Source organism: Streptomyces cadmiisoli (genome assembly GCF_003261055.1).
Taxonomy (GTDB): domain Bacteria; phylum Actinomycetota; class Actinomycetes; order Streptomycetales; family Streptomycetaceae; genus Streptomyces; species Streptomyces cadmiisoli.
Map to the genome: position 1 here is coordinate 1,342,540 of NZ_CP030073.1, position 16,249 is coordinate 1,358,788.

Consider the following 16,249-nt stretch of genomic DNA (forward strand, 5'->3'; position numbering starts at 1 on the left):
CCGCCAAGAACGCGCCAACCCCTGGCCATGAATTCACCATGCCAGGTCACGATTCAGCAGTGTGAACTTGACGGTGCGCGCTCGCGCATACGTTCTACCTCGTGAATTCTCACTCCACTCCCCACACATCCGCCGCGGTCCCGCCGGCCCGCCGCGCGCTGCTGCGCACCGCGGTGACCGGAGCGGCCGCCCTCGGTGTCGGCCTGGCCGTCACCTCCCCGGCCTCCGCCGCGCCGTCGGTCTCACGTCCGCGTCCCACCACTCCCGCCGAGGCCCTGCGCGAACTGGCCGCCGGCAACCGCCGTTGGCGGGCCCACCACCAGCGGCACCCCCACGAGTCGCCCGCCGTGCGGCAGGCGCTGACGGCGGGTCAGCACCCGTTCGCGATCGTGCTCGGCTGCGTCGACTCACGCGTCCCTCCGGAGCTGGTCCTCGACCAGGGCCTCGGGGACCTGCTCACCGTGCGCTCGGCCGGCGAGGTCCTGGACGAAGCCGTGCTCGGCAGCATCGCGTACGGGGTGCTCGAACTCGCCGTCCCGCTGATCCTGGTGCTCGGACACCAGTCGTGCGGCGCCGTGCGTGCCGCGGTCGAGGCCGACGAGTCCGGCCGGCCGCTGCCCGCCCACATCCAATATCTGGCCGACCGGATACGACCGGCCATCGACCACAGCCAGGAGGGTGACGCCCGCGTCGACGCGACGATCGACGCGAACATACGGCTCGTCCGCTCGCAACTCGCGGCGGAGCCCGACCTCGCCGCCCAGGTGAACGCCGGTCGGCTGGCCGTCGTCGGTGCCCGTTACGAACTCGACAGCCAGCTGGTGCACCACATCGGCTGAACACGCGAAACGGGGCGCGCGGGACCGTACCCGCGTGCCCCGTCCCCGTGTCCGGCCGGCGCGCCGCCGGGGGACGGCGCCGACGGGTCAGGCCGGGTTGTCGCCGTGCGTCAGGGTCTCCCAGGCGACGAAGAGGTTGTTGGTGCCGGACGGGCGGTTGCGCTCGGTCAGCGCCTGGGTGTTGGTCATGGCGTGCCCCAGGCGGTTGTGCAGCGCGTTGTAGCCGACCTCGGTCACGGGTCCGAGCCCGAGGTGCAGGGAGCCCCCGCACAGCCAGCTCGGCACGGCGGTGCCCATCTCGTACTTGGCCTGGAAGCCGAGCGCGTGGCGCAGCCGCTCGCCCACGTCGGTGCCGTAGAGGTCCTGGCCCTGGATGCGGCTGGTCTCGGCGACGTGCGCGATCGCGGAGATGCCGTATCCCGTGTGGGTCAGGTCGCGGCAGGTCTCCTGGGTGAGGCCGGTGACGAAGGTGGACTGCCCCTGCCAGTAGTTGACTATCTTCTCGCGGGTGTTGAGGTTCTGGCTGGGGACGGTCTTCGGCAGGGCCCCGTCCGATTCGAGGTAGACGAAGGCGGCCGCGCGGGTGCGGAACTTCGCCATGGCCTTGTCGTACGACGTCCTGTCCTCCAGGAAGACGGAGATGCCGAGGGCGGCCTCCATCATCGACAACTCCCAGTTCCCGTTGGAGTTGGAGCCGTTGATGATCTCGGGCAGGTAGACGTCGCGGAGCATGGTGGCGAAGCGGCCGGAATTGGCCCAGGTGCCGGTGTACGTGTACTTGATGATCTCGGCGGCCTTCGGCCAGCTGGAGCCCGCCCAGCCGGTCTGCAGCGGTGCGTTGCTGTTGGTGTGGTCACGGATCACGGCCGACCAGGCGTCCATCAGCTCGATGGCCTTCCTGGCGTGCCGGTCGTCCCGGGTGATGTACCAGGCGAGGGCGTGGGTGTACGCGGCGATCGCGTCCTCGCGCTCGTCGGTGCAGCCGTAGTTGGGGTTGGAGTACGAGCCGCACTCGACGACCGCGCGGGGTCTGGGCGTGCGGTTCAGATCGGCGTACTTGCTCGCCATCATGCGGTCGAAGGCGAGCTTCCAGGGCTGGGCGCCGGAGTTGACCTTGCTCCGCGCGAAGTCCAACTGGCCCTGGGAGACGGTCACTCCTGGGTGGACGAAGGTGGCCGGGGCGGCGTCGGCACGGGGCGCGGCGGGTCCGGTGAGCAGTCCCGCGACGAGGGCGGCGGTGGCGGCGGCTCCCCCGGCGAGAAGGGTGAGCCGGGAACGACGAGGGCGTCTTGCGGGGGCGTGTGACATCGGCGTCCGTTCTTGTATGTGAACGACAGGTGGGGGTCTGAACACGCGCGCTGGCCGAGACCATAGGTACAGACCAGTCCACCGTCAAGGGGTGGCGCGGGAGTTCGCCCCTGCCGGATCGGGAGACGCCTTCGCCGAGCGACGACGTACGGGGCGGGCGGGGCGCCCGGGCCGGCAGTTTCCGGAGTCGATTCCTGCGCGGCGATTTATTACGGAATACCAGGAAGTTACCTCTGAGTATGTCGTGACTTAGTAGGCAAATAACAGTAGAACCCGTTTCGATTCGTCGAGACAGAGGAGTGCTGCATGAGCGCTGACCTCCAGACCAGACGCCCCGACAGAGGGAGCTCCCGCCGCCAATTCATTGCTGGAACGAGTTCTATTCTCGGAGCTGCTGTGATCGGCAGCAGTGCAACTTCCGCCTGGGCGGCGGCACAACGCGACAGCGCTGTGATCGAGCCGGGTGCCCGCGTTCCCGCCTTGGTCATCGGCAGTGGATACGGCGGCTCGGTGGCCGCCCTGAGGCTCGCTCAGGCGGGCGTCGACGTGCACATCGTCGAAATGGGAATGGCCTGGGACACCCCGGGTACGGACGGAAAGATCTTCGCCAACACGACCAAGCCCGACTACCGGTCCTTCTGGCTGCGCACCCGCACCAAACAGCCCTTGAGCAACTTCCTGGGCTTCCCGCTCGACAAGGACGTGCCCCGCTACACCGGAATCCTGGACGCCGAGGAGATGGGCGGGATCATCGTCTACCAGGGCCGCGGCGTCGGCGGCGGCTCACTGGTCAACGGCGGTATGGCCGTCACGCCCAGAAGGGAGAACTTCGGGGCGGTGCTGCCCTCGGTCGACCCCGACGAGATGTACGACGTGTACTACCCGCGCGCCAACGCCGCCCTCGGCGTCAGCACCATCGACCCGGCCTGGTTCGAGACCGCGGCCTGCTACCAGTACGCCCGCGTCGGACGGAAGCACGCGGAACGCTCCGGCTTCCCCTTCGTGTTCGTACCGGACGTCTACGACTGGGACTACATGAAGCAGGAGGCCGCCGGCACGGTCCCCAAGTCCGCCCTGGCCGCGGAGATCCTCTACGGCAACAACTACGGGAAGAAGACCCTCCAGAAGACCTACCTCGCACAGGCGAACGCCACCGGCAGGGTCACCGTCTCACCGCTGCACCGGGTCACGACGGTCACTCCCGCGAGCGCCGGGGGCTACCTCGTCGGCATCGAGCAACTCGACACCGGCGGCGCCGTCACGGCGACGAAGACCGTGACCGCGGACCGGGTGTTCTTCGCCGCGGGCAGCGTCGGGACCAGCAAGCTGCTGGTCCGGCTCAAGGCGACCGGCGCGCTGCCGGGCCTCAACGGCGAGGTCGGCAAGGGCTGGGGCGAGAACGGCAACGTCATGTGCGGGCGCGCCAACCACCTGTGGGATCCGACGGGAGCACTGCAGTCCTCCATTCCCACCGCGGGAATCGACAACTGGGCCGCGGGCGGCGCCTTCGCCGAGGTGGCGCCGCTGCCCACGGGAATCGAGACGTTCGCCTCGTTCTATCTGTCGATCACCAAGAACCCGCATCGCGCCCAGTTCTCCTGGAACGCGGCGACCGGAAAAGTGGAACTGAACTGGCAGACGTCCTGGAAACAGCCCTCGATCGACATGGCGAAGTCCATATTCGACCGGATCAACGCCAAGGAGGGGACGATCTACCGCACCGATCTCTTCGGCGCGTACAAGATCTGGGGCGACCATCTGACGTACCACCCCCTCGGTGGGGCGGTGCTCGACCGGGCGACGGACAACTACGGCCGCCTGCACGGTCATTCCGGCCTCTATGTCGTCGACGGCGCACTGATCCCCGGCAACGCGAGCGTCAACCCCTTCGTCACCATCACGGCTCTCGCCGAACGGAACATCGAGGAGATCATCGCCGCTGATCTGTGACGCGCCCGTGTGATCGTCCGGCCCGGGGCGGGCCGGGGCCGACGGCCCCGGCCCGTCTCACCCCGAACCGCCTCACCCCCGGGGCAGCACGCACACGCTGTCGAGACCCAGAACGTGGTTGAGCCGTCCGAACGCCAGCCACGACCCGATGCTCATGCTCAGCTCCACGATCTCCGCCTGGCTGAAACACGCCGTCATCCGGCCCCAGAACTCCTCTTCCAGCCGGTGGTGGTCCACCGCGTAGCGCTCGGCGTACTCGGCGGCGAGCCGGGTCCGGTCGTCGAAGACGTCCGTGGTGCGCCAGTCGGCGACGGCTTCGGCGAAGCCCTCCTCGACCTTCTGCCCGTCGCGCTCGGTACGCCAGTCCAGACAGAAGACGCAGCCGTTGATCTGCGCGATGCGCAGCCGGGCGGCCTCGAACTCGCGCAGGCCGAGGCTCGTGTGGGCGTAGACGGCCAGGGAGAAGTTCGAGGCAGCCATGCCTATCTCCGGGACCATCTCGCCCCACACATAGGGGATCGGGTCCGCTCCGTCGGGGATGTCGATGCGCAGGGTCACCGGTCAGGTCCTTCCCAGTCGGCCGGCCGCGGGGCGCAGCGGGACGTCGAGCGCGTCGTAGAGTCCGGGCTTGGCCTCCGCCAGCCAGTCGATGGCGTTCACCAGCCGGCCGACCGCGGTGGCGTTGCCGCCCGCCGAGCGGTTCCCGCCCTCGTCGGTCGCCTCCACGGTGACCTCGATACGGGGACGCCCCTCGATGATCACGCGGTGCGCGCCGGCGCCGCCGTCCGGCGGCGCGGGCCAGTCCGGCGCGCAGGACGGGTGGATGCGCGTGACGTGCTCGATGACGATGCGGGCCCGGCCGTCGACCATCCCCTGCACCTCGAAGCGGACCGCGCCCTGGGTGCCCGCCTCGAACTCCCCCATCGTCGCCGTGGTGACGGTGGTCTCGAGCGCCCGGCGCTGGAGCGTCTCGCGGATCTCGTCGACCTCCACGCCCAGGGCCCGCGCCATCATGCGGATCTGCCCGCCCCACACCATCGTCGGCACGCCCTCCACGAGCATCAGGGGCTGGTGGTCCATCGGCCGGCCCATACCGACCAGATCGCGGACGGAGTCCTCCTGTTCGTAGGTGGAGTAGTCGAAGATCTCCTGGCAACGCACCACGTCGATGCGCGAGCCCAGTCCGCTGACCAGCAGCGGCAGCGTGTCGTTCGCCCAGCCGGGATCGACCCCGGACACGAACAGCGAACCGCCGCCGGCCGAAACGGCCTCCAGCAGCGGATCCCTGATCTCGGGCGGCGCGTTGCGCACGTCGTACAGCCCGTACACCGACGGGGACACGACCACCGCGCCGGCCCGCATCGCGCGCCCGATGTCCGCCAGCGCGTCATCGGGACGCAGTTCCCCCGACGCCGCGTACACCACCGCGCGCGGCCCCGCGGCCAGCACCGACGCCACATCGTCGGTCGCGGCCACCCCGAGACGGCGCTCCAGTCCGGCCAGTTCGCCCGCGTCACGGCCGACCTTGGCGCCGTCGGCCACCAGCACGGCGGCAAGGGCCAGTGCCGGATGCGCGTCCACCGCGCGGATGGCCGCGCGTCCCACATTGCCCGTACCCCACACAACCGTGGAAATCATGGGCGGAGGGTAACGAGGGGGCGCAAAGGTTCCCAGAGCCGTGCAGGGAGATTCTTTCCGGGCGCCGGATCGTGCTACGCCCGCGGCGGCTTGACGGCGACGTCCAGGTAGAACGTGTCGATGCTGCGGACCGCCTCCTCGAACTCCTCCAGGTTGACCGGCTTGGTCACATAGGCGTTCGCGTGGTGGCGGTACGCCCCGGACACGTCGTCCGGCGCCGACGAGGTGGTCAGCACCACCACGGGGATGGTGCGCAGTTCGGCGTCCTCCTTGACGACGGCCAGGAACTCACGGCCGTTCATACGGGGCATGTTCAGATCGAGGACGATCAGGTCGGGGCGAGGGTTCGCCGGGTCGCGGAGGTACTCCAGGGCCTCGATACCGTCGGCGACCTGGGTGAGGTTGCGGGCGCCGCGATCGGCGAGGGCGTCCTGGATCAGCATCGCGTCGGCGATGTCGTCCTCGACCAGCAGCACGTCGTGGGGGCGGGTGGTGGCTGAGGCAACCATGACAGTGAACTCCGGAGGGGCGTGAGGGGCGGCGGGACGGGTGTCAACGTGGGGGCACCGCCACGACCACGACGTCGGTCGTCTCCCCCTGACTCATGTCCCCTTCGTTTATGGGCAAAGAGAAGTGGGAGGCGAACATGCCATTACCCTAAGGGGCCGCCACATGGCGCGACAACAGGTGAAGGAGCCACGCAGACCGTGAGGAGCGAGCGGCCGTCGGGCCGAGCGGGCGGGATCTCCGGCTGGACCACCCGCCGCTGGCTGCGGGTGAGCGTCGCCCTCACCCTGTCCGTCCTCACCGTGCTCGGCTCCCTGGGGGTGTGGGCGATGACCCGCACCACCCAGCTGACGGACCAGCTCGTGGAGCGCCGCTCCCCCGCGTTGACGCACGCGGTACGGCTGGAGGCGGCGCTGGTCAACCAGGAGACCGGGGTGCGCGGATACGGCCTGTCCGGCCGGCGCGACTTCCTCGAGCCCTACGCGCAGGGTGTGACCGACGAGAAGGCGGCGCTGAACCGCCTCGACGCACTGCTTCAGGACGATACGCGGGGCCGCGCCGAACTGGCCGCCGTACGACGCCTCGCGGACCGCTGGCACGAACGCTTCGCGGCGCCGCTGGCGAACGCCCCTGCGGACCGGGTGGTGTCGCTGGCGGACTCCCGCGCGCAGGAGGCGAAGAGCACCTTCGACGGACTGCGCCGGGCGATGGACCGGCAGCAGACGTACCTCGCGCAGGAGCGGGCCGACGCCGCGCAGGAGCTGCGTCGGGCGACGACGCTGCGCAACTGGACCTTCGCCGGGATCGCCCTGTTCATCGCGCTCGTCGCCACGCTGGTCTTCGAGGCACTGCGACGCGGCATCACCGGTCCGCTCGGGCTGCTCGGGCAGACCGCGCGGGAGGTGGCCGGCGGCCGCTTCGAGCAGCCCATCGCCATCACCGGCCCGGCCGACCTGCGGCAGTTGGGCTCCGACGTGGAGTCGATGCGCGGACGTCTGCTGAAGGAACTGGAGTTCAGCGAGCGGTCCCGGCGGCTGCTCGACGAGCAGGCAGCCGACCTCAAGCGCTCCAACGCCGAACTGGAGCAGTTCGCGTACGTCGCCTCCCACGACCTCCAGGAGCCGCTGCGGAAGGTGTCCAGCTTCACCCAGCTGCTGCAACGCCGCTACGGCGGACAACTGGACGAGCGGGCCGACCAGTACATCGCGTTCGCCGTCGACGGCGCCAACCGCATGCAGGTCCTCATCAACGACCTGCTCGCCTTCTCGCGGGTCGGCCGGGTCCACAACGACCACGCGGAGGTGGAACTGGAGGCGGTCGTCGGCCGCGTGCTGGACAACCTCAGCGTGGTCGTGGACGAGAGCGGTGCCGAGATCACCCGCGATCCGCTGCCCTCGGTGGTCGGTGACGCGACGCAGCTGGGCATGCTCTGGCAGAACCTGCTGTCGAACTCCGTCAAGTTCCGCCGCACCGACAGGTCCCCGAGGATAGGGGTCACGGTCCGCAGGGACGAGGATCTGTGGGAGTTCGCGGTCACCGACAACGGCATCGGGATCGAACCGGAGTTCCAGGAGAAGGTCTTCGTCATCTTCCAGCGACTGCACACCAGGGACGCCTACCCGGGCACCGGAATCGGCCTGGCCATGTGCAAGAAGGTCGTGGAGTTCCACGGCGGGACCATTCGGATCGACCCTCGGTACACGGCCGGTACCCGTGTCGTGTTCACCCTTCCCGTTGAGCATTCCGCCGCGGCGGACGGCGCGCGAGAGGCACATACGTGACAGAGTCAGCCGCCGGGCAGGCACAGCACTACCACGTCGCGCTCGTCGAGGACGACGACGGCGACGCGCTGCTGGTCGAGGAGCTGCTGTTCGACACCGACCTTCCGCACACCCTGGTGCGGTGCCGCACGCTAGACGAGGCGCGCGGCCGGCTGGCGGCACACCACTTCGACTGCGTGCTGCTCGACCTGCATCTGCCGGACGCCTCCGGTCTGGGCACGGTCGAGGCGATCCAGCGCACCGGCACCCACGCCGCGGTCATCGTGCTCACCGGGCTGGCGGAGTCCTCGGCCGGGGTGGACGCGCTGGCCGCCGGCGCCCAGGACTACCTCGTCAAGGGGAAGGTCGAACCCGACCTGCTGCAACGGGCCGTGCGCTACGCCGTCCAGCGCAAGCAGGCCGAACGGGCCAACGCGGCGTTGCAGGTCGGCCGGCTGCGGGCACAGGAGAACGCGCGGCTGGAGCGCGGGCTGCTGCCGACGCCGCTGCTGACCTCGGACTCCGTGACGGTCACCAGCCGCTATCTGCCGGGCCGTGAGCAGGCCCTGCTCGGCGGTGACTTCCTGGACGTCGTCCAGACCGACGACGGGCAGGTGCACGCGATCATCGGCGACGTCAGCGGTCACGGCCCGGCCGCCGCGGCGCTCGGGGTCTGTCTGCGGATCGCCTGGCGCGCACTGACGCTCGGCGGGCACCGCGGACACCATCTGCTGCACCTGCTGGAGCAGATCCACATCGCGGAGCGCACCGGCAGCGACCTGTTCACCACCTGCACCCTGATCGTCCTCGACCCGCACGCGGCGACGGTGACCCTGCATCTCGTGGGCCATCACGAACCGCTGCTGGTCGGCGGCGCCGGCACCGACGTGCTCGACGCCGCGCACGGCATCGCGCTCGGCATCGTGCCGGGCCTCGGCGACTGGCCGGCCACGACCGTGCCGCTCCCGCCGAACGGGACGCTGATCGCGTACACCGACGGTCTCATCGAGGGGTACACGGGCAGTGCCGGGGCACGTCTCGGCGTCGAGGGGCTGCTGCACATACTCGACGAGACGCGGGAGGTGGATCCGGGCAAGCACCTCGATCGGCTGATCGGCCGGGTCCGGGCGCTGAACGCGGAGCGTCACACCGACGATCTGGCCATCCTGCGGCTGGACTGGACGGCCCTGTCCGGCTCCCGTCCCCGCCCAATGGGCCACGGCGAGCGGACCGTCCCCCACCAGGCGGACCGGCGCGTCGGCAGACACTGACCGGCCTGCCGCCGGTGCCGGGTCGCGGTGGCCGTCCGACCGGGGCGGGAAGGTGACCGGGCGGTAGGCTGCGACTGTGAGCAGCCGGGCGGAGCGCGGGCCGACGTTCCGGCCGGTGAGCGCGGAGAGGGTCTTCGGTGGCCGGACCCGACGGCGCATCCTGATCGACCTTCGGCCTCCTTCCGCGGCGAGGGTGCGAGGAGCGGGACGATGAGCACGATGGAGTGGCGTGATTTCGCCGAACAGATGGCCGAGCTCGCCCGGCATCTGCTGGCACAGGACTCCGCTCAGGACACGCTCGACGAGATCGCGTCGAAGGCGGTCGAGCTGATCGACGGCTGCCAGGCCGCGGGTGTGCTGGCCCTGCGCAAGGGCCGCGCGGTCACGCTCGCCGCGTGCGGGGACATGGTCGAGGAGTCCGACCGGCTGCAGGGCGAACTCGGTGAGGGTCCCTGCTTCGACGCCGCCCGGCGCACAGACGGGGAGCGGATGTTCCGCATCCCCGACATGACCGAGCCGCAGCCGGACTTCGAGCGTTTCGCGCCCGCGGCCCGCGACCTGGGCGTCGGCAGCATGATGGGCTTCCTCCTGTACACCCAGGATGACGACTTCGGCGCCCTGAACTTCTACTCCTCGCGCCCCGGAGCGTTCGGCCCGGAGAGCGAGACCGCCGGCTGGCTGCTCGCCTCCCATGCCGCCGTCGCCCTGGCCAGTGCCCGGACCGTGGACCAGCTGGAGCACGCCCTGGACACCCGGCACGCCATCGGTGAGGCCATGGGCATCCTGCGCGAACGCCACCATCTCAGCGAGGACGCGGCCTTCGACGTGCTGCGCCGCATCTCCCAGACCCACAATCTCAAGCTGCGCGACGTGGCCCAGTCCATCCGTACCAAGGCCCGCCGGGAAAACTGACCGCGGCCGATCAACGACCGTCCATCCGGGGTACCTGGGAAGGACACGGAGCCGGTGCCGCGGAATCGGCTTTGTCAGGTGTCGTGGTTCGGACCAGGAGCCACGGCACCGCCCCACGCGTCCCGTCACAGGACGCCACGCCCCGTCACGCCCGGCGATCGGTTCCGGAGGGTCCGAGGCCGGCACGGCGCGCCGGGCAGCCCTGGTCGCGGCCGGGGCCGCGATCGGCGGCGCGGCCCCGGCCCGTCTCAGGACACACCCGGACGGCGTACGAGGCGCCTCAGCAGCGGCCACGCCAGCAGCACGGCGATCACCGCGTACACGGTCACCGCGAACGGCGTGTCGACCAGCCCGACGACGCTGCCGTCGCTGATCTGAAGGGCACGGCGGAGCTGCTGTTCCGCGTTGGGGCCGAGGATCACCCCGATGACGGCGGGCAGCACGGGCAGGCCGTAGCGGCGCATCCCGAACCCGATCAGACCGATGACCAGCAGGATCACCAGGTCGACGACCTCGCCGCCTACGGCGTAGGCACCGACCGCCGCGAAGAAGAGGATCCCCGCGTAGAGGTAGGGCCGCGGGATGCGCAGCAGCTTGGCCCACAGCGGCGCGAGCGGCAGGTTGAGGGCGAGCAGCAGCACCATGCCGATGAACAGGGACGCGATCAGGCCCCAGACGAGTTCCGGTTCGCGTTCGAACAGCAGGGGACCGGGCTGGATGCCGTACTGCTGGAACGCCGCCAGCATGACCGCCGCGACCGCCGTCGTGGGCAGGCCCAGGGTGAGCATCGACACCAGGGTGCCCGCCGCCGAGGCCGACGCCGCGGACTCCGGTCCGGCGACGCCCTCGATCGCGCCCTTGCCCCACTCGTCCCGGTGCTTGGACAGCCGCTTCTCGGTGACGTACGACAGGAAGGTGGGGATCTCCGCGCCGCCCGCCGGGACGGCGCCGAAGGGGAAGCCGATGAACGGGCCGCGCAGCCAGGACTTCCAGGTCCGGCGCAGGTCGCCGCGGCCCAGCCAGGGGCGGCCGACCGGGATGGGCTCGGCGGGCGCGCGCCGCAGATGGGCGGCGACCCACAGGGCCTCGCCGATCGCGAACAGACCGACCGCGACGATCACCACGTCGATGCCGTCCGCGAGTTGCAGCGATCCGAAGGTGAGCCGCTGCTGACCGGTCATCTGGTCGAGGCCGACCAGACCGACGGTGAGGCCGATCAGCAGTGAGGCCATACCGCGGATACGGGACGAGCCGAGCACGGAGGTCACCGCGATGAACGCGAGGACCATGATGGCGAAGTAGTCCGGCGCGCCGATGTCCACGGCGAGTTCGGCGACCGTCGGGGCGAGCGCGACCAGCAGGATCGTGCCGATCATGCCGCCGGCGAAGTGGCCGATGGCGGCGGCGGCCAGTGCCTGCGCCCCGCGGCCGGACTTGGCCATCGGGTTGCCCTCCATGGCGGCGACCACCGCGGCGCTCTCACCGGGGGTGTTGAGCAGGATCGAGGTCGTGGAACCGCCGAACATGGCGCCGTAGTAGATGCTGGCGAACATGATGAAGGCCCCGACGGGATCCAGTCCGTACGTCACGGGCAGCAGCAGCGCCACCGCCATGGCCGGGCCGATGCCGGGCAGGACGCCGATCGCGGTGCCGAGCAGCACGCCGAGCGCGGCCCACAGCAGATTGATCGGGGTCAGTGCCGTACCGAAGCCGTCCAGCAGGGAGTCGAGGGCGTTCATCTCACAGCGCTCCCATCAGCGGGCCGCCGGGCAGCGGCACTCCGAGCAGGTTGTTGAACACGGCGTAGGTGATCAGGGACAGGACGGCCGCGACGAGCGGATCGCGGTCCGTGCGCCGGCTGCCGAGCGCGAAGGCGGCTCCCCAGAAGAGCAGGGCACCCGCGAGGGGGAAGCCGAGCGGTTCGATCAGCACGGCGGCGCCCAGGAACACCCCGGCGAGCAGCAGCACGGTGCGCCAGTCGGCGGGTTCGGAAAGGTCGACGTCCTCCCCGGTCTCGGCCTGGCCGCGGCCGCCGCGCAGCACGTCCACGGCGAGCAGCGCGGCCACGAGCAGCAGCCCGCAGCTGACCACGACCGGCACGGTCCTCGGCCCGACGGGGCCGCGCCGGCCGATGTCGACGTCCATGGTCAGCGCGTCGGTCAGCACGAGCACACCGAGCGCCAGCAGCAGGACGCACACGCCCAGTTCGGAGTGGTCGCGCAGCCAGGAACGGCGGGGCGTCGGGGCCGCCGGACGGGTGTCGGTGGTCTGCTCGGTCACAGTCCCAGCTCCTTCAGCACGGAGGTCACGCGCTTGTCCTGGGCCTCCAGGTAGTCGCCGAACTCCTCGCCCGTGAGGAAGGCGTCGTCCCAGCCGTTCTGCTCGAGGGAGGCCCGCCACTGCGGGGAGTCGTGGAGTTCCTCGAAGAGGCGCACGAGTTTGTCGCGTTCGATGTCGGACAGGCCGGGTGGTGCGACGATGCCGCGCCAGTTGGTGAAGTTCACGTCGTAGCCCGCCTCCCGGAGCGTGGGCGCGTCGAGGCCGTCGACGCGCTCGGGCCCGGTGACCGCGAGCAGCCGCAGCTCACCCGCCTTGATCTGGTCCAGGTACTCGCCGACGCCGGAGACGCCGAAGGCGACCTTGTTGCCGAGGATCGAGGCGAGCAGTTCGCCGCCGCCGTCGAAGGGCACGTAGTTGACCTGCTTCGGGGCGATGCCGGCGGCCCGCGCCATCAGCATCGGCGCGAGGTGGTCGGGGCCGCCCGGTGAGGATCCCCCGCCGACGGGCAGCTTGCCGGGGTCGGCCTTCCAGGCGTCGACGAGTTGACCGATCGAGCGGTACGGGGAGTCCTTGGCGACCACGACGACGTCCTGCTCCTCGGTGAGCCGGGCGATCGGTGTGGTGTCGGCGAGCGTCTTCGGCGCGTCGTTGGAGCGTACGGCGCCGACCACGCCGAGTCCCATCGACATCGCGAGCTTGCCGTTGCCGTGTTCGCTCACCAGGCGGGTCAGACCGACGGTGCCGCCGGCGCCCGGCAGGTTGAACACCTCGACATCGGGGGTGAGTCCGGCGTCCTCGGCGTTCTTCGCCGCCGTACGGGCCGTGATGTCGTAGCCGCCGCCCGGCGTGTTGGGGACCATGAAACGCAGGCCCGGGATCTGCGTGCCGGTCGCGGTGCCGCTGCCGGTGCTCAGCAGAGGCGGCCCCAGGAGCAGGAGCACGGCGGCCCCGAGCAGGGCGAGGGGGGTGCGCAGGCGCACGTGTGCCACCACCTGTCGGTCTGTGGATGCGGTTTCGGGAGGGCCCTGCGGGCAGGGTGAGGTGGGCCACATCGTGCCCGCGGCCCGGCGGTGTGTCTCCTTTCCGGAACCAACGGAGGTTGTGGTCTTTGTGTCAGCGAACGATGCGCCGACCGATCTCTTCTCCCGGGCCCGGACCGAGGCCATGATGGGGCGATCCGCGCGTCAGCCCCCTCGGTCACAGATTGAGTCCTCGTGGTCGCCTCCTTCCGTCGCCAGACCCTCGCGGGCGAGATGCTGGTGCTCCAGCTCGCCATCGTCGTGATGGTGCTGCTGGCGGTCGCGGCGGTCTCGCTCGCCCAGTCGGAGGCGACCTTCGACCGGGTCGAGGGCCGCCGGGTGAGCGCTCTGGCCGAGCAGGTGGCCGCCAACCCCCTGGTGCGCAGCCAGCTCGTGGCGCCGCTGCCCCGCGAAGCGCTGGCGCCGTTGGTGAACTCCACGCAGTCGCAGTCGGGGGTGACCTCGGTGACCGTCGCCGACGCGGAAGGCCGGATCGTCTCCTCCACCGACCCGACGGTCATCGGTGACGCACTGCCGCTGGGCGAGGGCGCCGCCGCGGGGCGCGGCTGGTCCGGGGAGCTGACGCTGGACGGCACCCTGGAACTGGTGGCCCAGGTGCCGGTGATCGGGGCGGGCCGGGACAATCTGGGCCGGCGACTGGGCACGGTGATGATCGGTGCGGCCTCGCCGACGATGTGGCAGCGCCTGAGCGGCGCCTCGTCCTACCTGCTCGCCTATCTCGGCATCGCCAGCGGTCTGGGCCTGGCCGGTTCGCTGCTGCTGGCCCGCCGGGTCAAGCGGCAGACCCTCGGTCTGGAGCCGCGAGAGATCGCCGGTCTGGCCGAGCACCGTGAGGCGCTGCTGTACGGGATCGCGGAGGGCGTCGTCGCCCTGGACCCGCAGCACCGGCTCACCCTGGTGAACGAGATGGGCCGGCGCCTGCTGGCGCTGCCCGCGGACTGCGTCGGCCGGAACCTGGCCGACCTCGGGATCGAGGGACGGCTGCGGGACGTGCTGACCGGCGACCGGGAGGGGCCGGCCGAGGAGCGCGACGAGGTCGTGATCCGCGACGACCGGATCCTGGTCATGAACCGGATGACGGTCGTCAAGGACGGCCGGCTCCTCGGCTCGGTCACCACCCTGCGGGACCGCACCGAACTGGCGCGGCTGGAGCGGGAGATCGGCTCGTTCCGCAGTTCCTCGGAGCTGCTGCGGGCGCAGGCGCACGAGTTCGCCAACCAGTTGCACACCATCTCGGGGCTGATCCAGATCGGCGAGCAGGAGGAGGTGGTGCGCTACATCCGCGCGCTGCACCGGCGCCGCCAGTCGCTGGACGTCACGCTGAGCCGTCGTGTGCGTGACACGGCCGTGGCCGCGCTGCTGATGGCCAAGTCCTCCCAGGCCGCCGAACGCAGGGTCCGGCTGCGCATCTCGGACGACACCGCGCTCGACCGGCTGACCCCCGAGGACGCCGCCGACGTGGCGACCGTCGTCGGCAACCTCGTCGACAACGCCGTGGACGCGGCCGCCGCGGGCGAACCGGTCGACGGCGGTGCCTGGGTCGAGGTCGAGCTGCGGCAGGACGCGGCCACCGTCGAGATCGCGGTCCGTGACTCCGGCCCCGGCGTGGCCCCCGACCTGGCGCGGGAGGTGTTCTCGCACGGTTTCACCACCAAGGCCGCCCGGAAGGGCGAGCGCGGTATCGGTCTCGCCCTGACGCGGCTGGTCTGCGAGCGGCACGGGGGCGAGATCTCGGTGACGAACACCCCGGACGGTGCCCTGTTCACCGCTCGCATGACCGTCAGCCACCTCGCCGACGCGGTGGCGGAAGGAGCAGGCCGATGACCGGTACGACGGACACCACGGGCGCGGCGGACGCCATCGACGTACTGGTCGTCGACGACGACTTCATGGTGGCCAGGGTCCACCGCGCCTTCGTCGAACGGGTGCCCGCGTTCCGGGTCGTCGGCGTCGCCAGCAGCGGCGGACAGGCCGTCGAGGCCGTGGACCGGCTGCGGCCGGACCTGGTGCTGCTCGACCTGTATCTGCCGGACGTCTTCGGCCTCGACGTCATTCCGCGGCTGCGCACCGCGGGCCACGACTGCGACGTCATGGTGATCAGCGCGGCCCGCGAGACGGACGCGGTGCGCGGCGCCGTACGCCACGGTGTCGTCGACTACCTCCTCAAGCCCTTCGAGTTCGAGGACCTGCGGGCCCGGCTGGAGCGCTACGCCGCCCAGCGCGGCCGGCTGCTGGCCACCGTCGTACGCGGTCAGGCCGATGTGGACCGTGTGCTGGCCGGGGCGTCCACACCGGCGACGGCGGGTGCGGCACTGCCGAAGGGGATGAGCGTGGAGACCGCCGAGTTGGTCGAACGCGCCCTGCGCGGCGCCGACGGCACCCTGTCCGCCACCGAGTGCGCCACCCTGACGGGCGTCTCCCGGGTGAGCGCCCGCCGGTACCTGGAGTACTTCCACACGACCGGCAACGCCGAGGTGTCGCTGCGCTACGGGGCGGCCGGGCGGCCGGAGCGGCGGTACGGCTGGCGGGCCTGACGGCGCGGCTCCGGACCGGGGTCACGCGGTCGCCGCGTCCGGGTGGCGGGGCACGGGGGGTGGCCTTACGAATGGGACGGTAGAACGCGTGTCGCGTCCGGCCCAAGCGCGGGGGCGACCGCACCACTGCCATGGAGACCAGGATGAATTCCCGCTCCTCACCCGCACAGTCGAATCAGCCCGCCATAGCCTTCACCGAGGCGATACCCG

At 70.9% G+C, this 16,249-nt stretch carries 14 protein-coding genes; 7 read left to right on the forward strand and 7 right to left on the reverse strand.

The genetic code is table 11. The annotated features are described in order from the left end of the window. Window positions 1-101: 101 nt before the first annotated feature. Window positions 102-839 (forward strand): carbonic anhydrase, encoded by a 738-nt coding sequence (locus DN051_RS05490; RefSeq protein WP_112438128.1) that lies wholly within the window; start codon window positions 102-104, stop codon window positions 837-839. Between the two features lie 87 nt (window positions 840-926). On the opposite strand, the gene DN051_RS05495 is transcribed toward DN051_RS05490, so the two are convergent. Further along, window positions 927-2,147 (reverse strand): alginate lyase family protein, encoded by a 1,221-nt coding sequence (locus tag DN051_RS05495; RefSeq protein ID WP_053756112.1) that lies wholly within the window; start codon window positions 2,145-2,147, stop codon window positions 927-929. A gap of 306 nt (window positions 2,148-2,453) precedes the next feature. Here DN051_RS05495 and DN051_RS05500 point away from each other — a divergent pair, with 306 nt between their 5' ends. Then, window positions 2,454-4,097 carry a GMC oxidoreductase gene (locus DN051_RS05500; protein WP_112438129.1) on the forward strand — a complete coding sequence of 548 codons (1,644 nt, stop codon included), beginning with the start codon at window positions 2,454-2,456 and terminating at the stop codon, window positions 4,095-4,097. Window positions 4,098-4,169: 72 nt separating this feature from the next. Here the strand turns inward: DN051_RS05500 and DN051_RS05505 are convergent, their stop codons facing one another. The 3 genes from DN051_RS05505 to DN051_RS05515 all read right to left on the reverse strand — a co-directional run bounded on the left by DN051_RS05505 (window position 4,170) and on the right by DN051_RS05515 (window position 6,244). After that, window positions 4,170-4,595 (reverse strand): carboxymuconolactone decarboxylase family protein, encoded by a 426-nt coding sequence (locus DN051_RS05505; RefSeq protein WP_425471807.1) that lies wholly within the window; start codon window positions 4,593-4,595, stop codon window positions 4,170-4,172. A 63-nt stretch (window positions 4,596-4,658) separates the two neighbouring features. Further along, complete coding sequence (locus DN051_RS05510; RefSeq protein ID WP_112438130.1) at window positions 4,659-5,735, reverse strand: NAD(P)H-dependent amine dehydrogenase family protein; 1,077 nt, start codon at window positions 5,733-5,735, stop codon at window positions 4,659-4,661. A gap of 74 nt (window positions 5,736-5,809) precedes the next feature. Beyond that, on the reverse strand, window positions 5,810-6,244 hold the full coding sequence (locus DN051_RS05515) for a response regulator (RefSeq protein WP_053756110.1): 435 nt from the start codon (window positions 6,242-6,244) through the stop codon (window positions 5,810-5,812). 198 nt (window positions 6,245-6,442) lie between these two features. Here DN051_RS05515 and DN051_RS05520 point away from each other — a divergent pair, with 198 nt between their 5' ends. From DN051_RS05520 to DN051_RS05530, 3 genes are all read left to right on the forward strand, one after another. Further along, window positions 6,443-8,023 carry a sensor histidine kinase gene (locus DN051_RS05520; RefSeq protein WP_053756109.1) on the forward strand — a complete coding sequence of 527 codons (1,581 nt, stop codon included), beginning with the start codon at window positions 6,443-6,445 and terminating at the stop codon, window positions 8,021-8,023. Further along, on the forward strand, window positions 8,020-9,273 hold the full coding sequence (locus tag DN051_RS05525; protein ID WP_112438131.1) for a PP2C family protein-serine/threonine phosphatase: 1,254 nt from the start codon (window positions 8,020-8,022) through the stop codon (window positions 9,271-9,273). Before DN051_RS05520 ends, DN051_RS05525 begins: the two co-directional genes overlap by 4 nt. Window positions 9,274-9,492: 219 nt before the next feature. Beyond that, window positions 9,493-10,185, forward strand: a complete 693-nt coding sequence (locus DN051_RS05530; protein ID WP_053756277.1) for a GAF and ANTAR domain-containing protein — start codon at window positions 9,493-9,495, stop codon at window positions 10,183-10,185. A 248-nt stretch (window positions 10,186-10,433) separates the two neighbouring features. Here the strand turns inward: DN051_RS05530 and DN051_RS05535 are convergent, their stop codons facing one another. From DN051_RS05535 to DN051_RS05545, 3 genes are read right to left on the reverse strand one after another with little or no spacing between them, the layout of a single operon-like run. After that, entirely contained in the window at window positions 10,434-11,924 is a 1,491-nt protein-coding gene (locus DN051_RS05535) for a tripartite tricarboxylate transporter permease (protein ID WP_112438132.1), read from the reverse strand. A 1-nt stretch (window position 11,925) separates the two neighbouring features. Beyond that, the gene (locus tag DN051_RS05540; RefSeq protein WP_112438133.1) at window positions 11,926-12,465 is read right to left on the reverse strand and encodes a tripartite tricarboxylate transporter TctB family protein; all 540 of its coding nucleotides are present in this window, start codon (window positions 12,463-12,465) and stop codon (window positions 11,926-11,928) included. Further along, a complete protein-coding gene (locus tag DN051_RS05545; RefSeq protein ID WP_053756105.1) occupies window positions 12,462-13,445 on the reverse strand; it encodes a Bug family tripartite tricarboxylate transporter substrate binding protein in 984 nt (327 codons plus the stop codon). Before DN051_RS05545 ends, DN051_RS05540 begins: the two co-directional genes overlap by 4 nt. Window positions 13,446-13,679: 234 nt before the next feature. Here DN051_RS05545 and DN051_RS05550 point away from each other — a divergent pair, with 234 nt between their 5' ends. Both DN051_RS05550 and DN051_RS05555 read left to right on the forward strand, forming a co-directional pair. Then, window positions 13,680-15,329, forward strand: coding sequence for a sensor histidine kinase (locus DN051_RS05550; RefSeq protein WP_112438134.1), 1,650 nt, complete (start codon window positions 13,680-13,682; stop codon window positions 15,327-15,329). Further along, complete coding sequence (locus DN051_RS05555; RefSeq protein WP_053756104.1) at window positions 15,326-16,039, forward strand: response regulator; 714 nt, start codon at window positions 15,326-15,328, stop codon at window positions 16,037-16,039. The genes DN051_RS05550 and DN051_RS05555 overlap by 4 nt, the downstream gene beginning before the upstream one ends. Window positions 16,040-16,249: the final 210 nt, after the last annotated feature.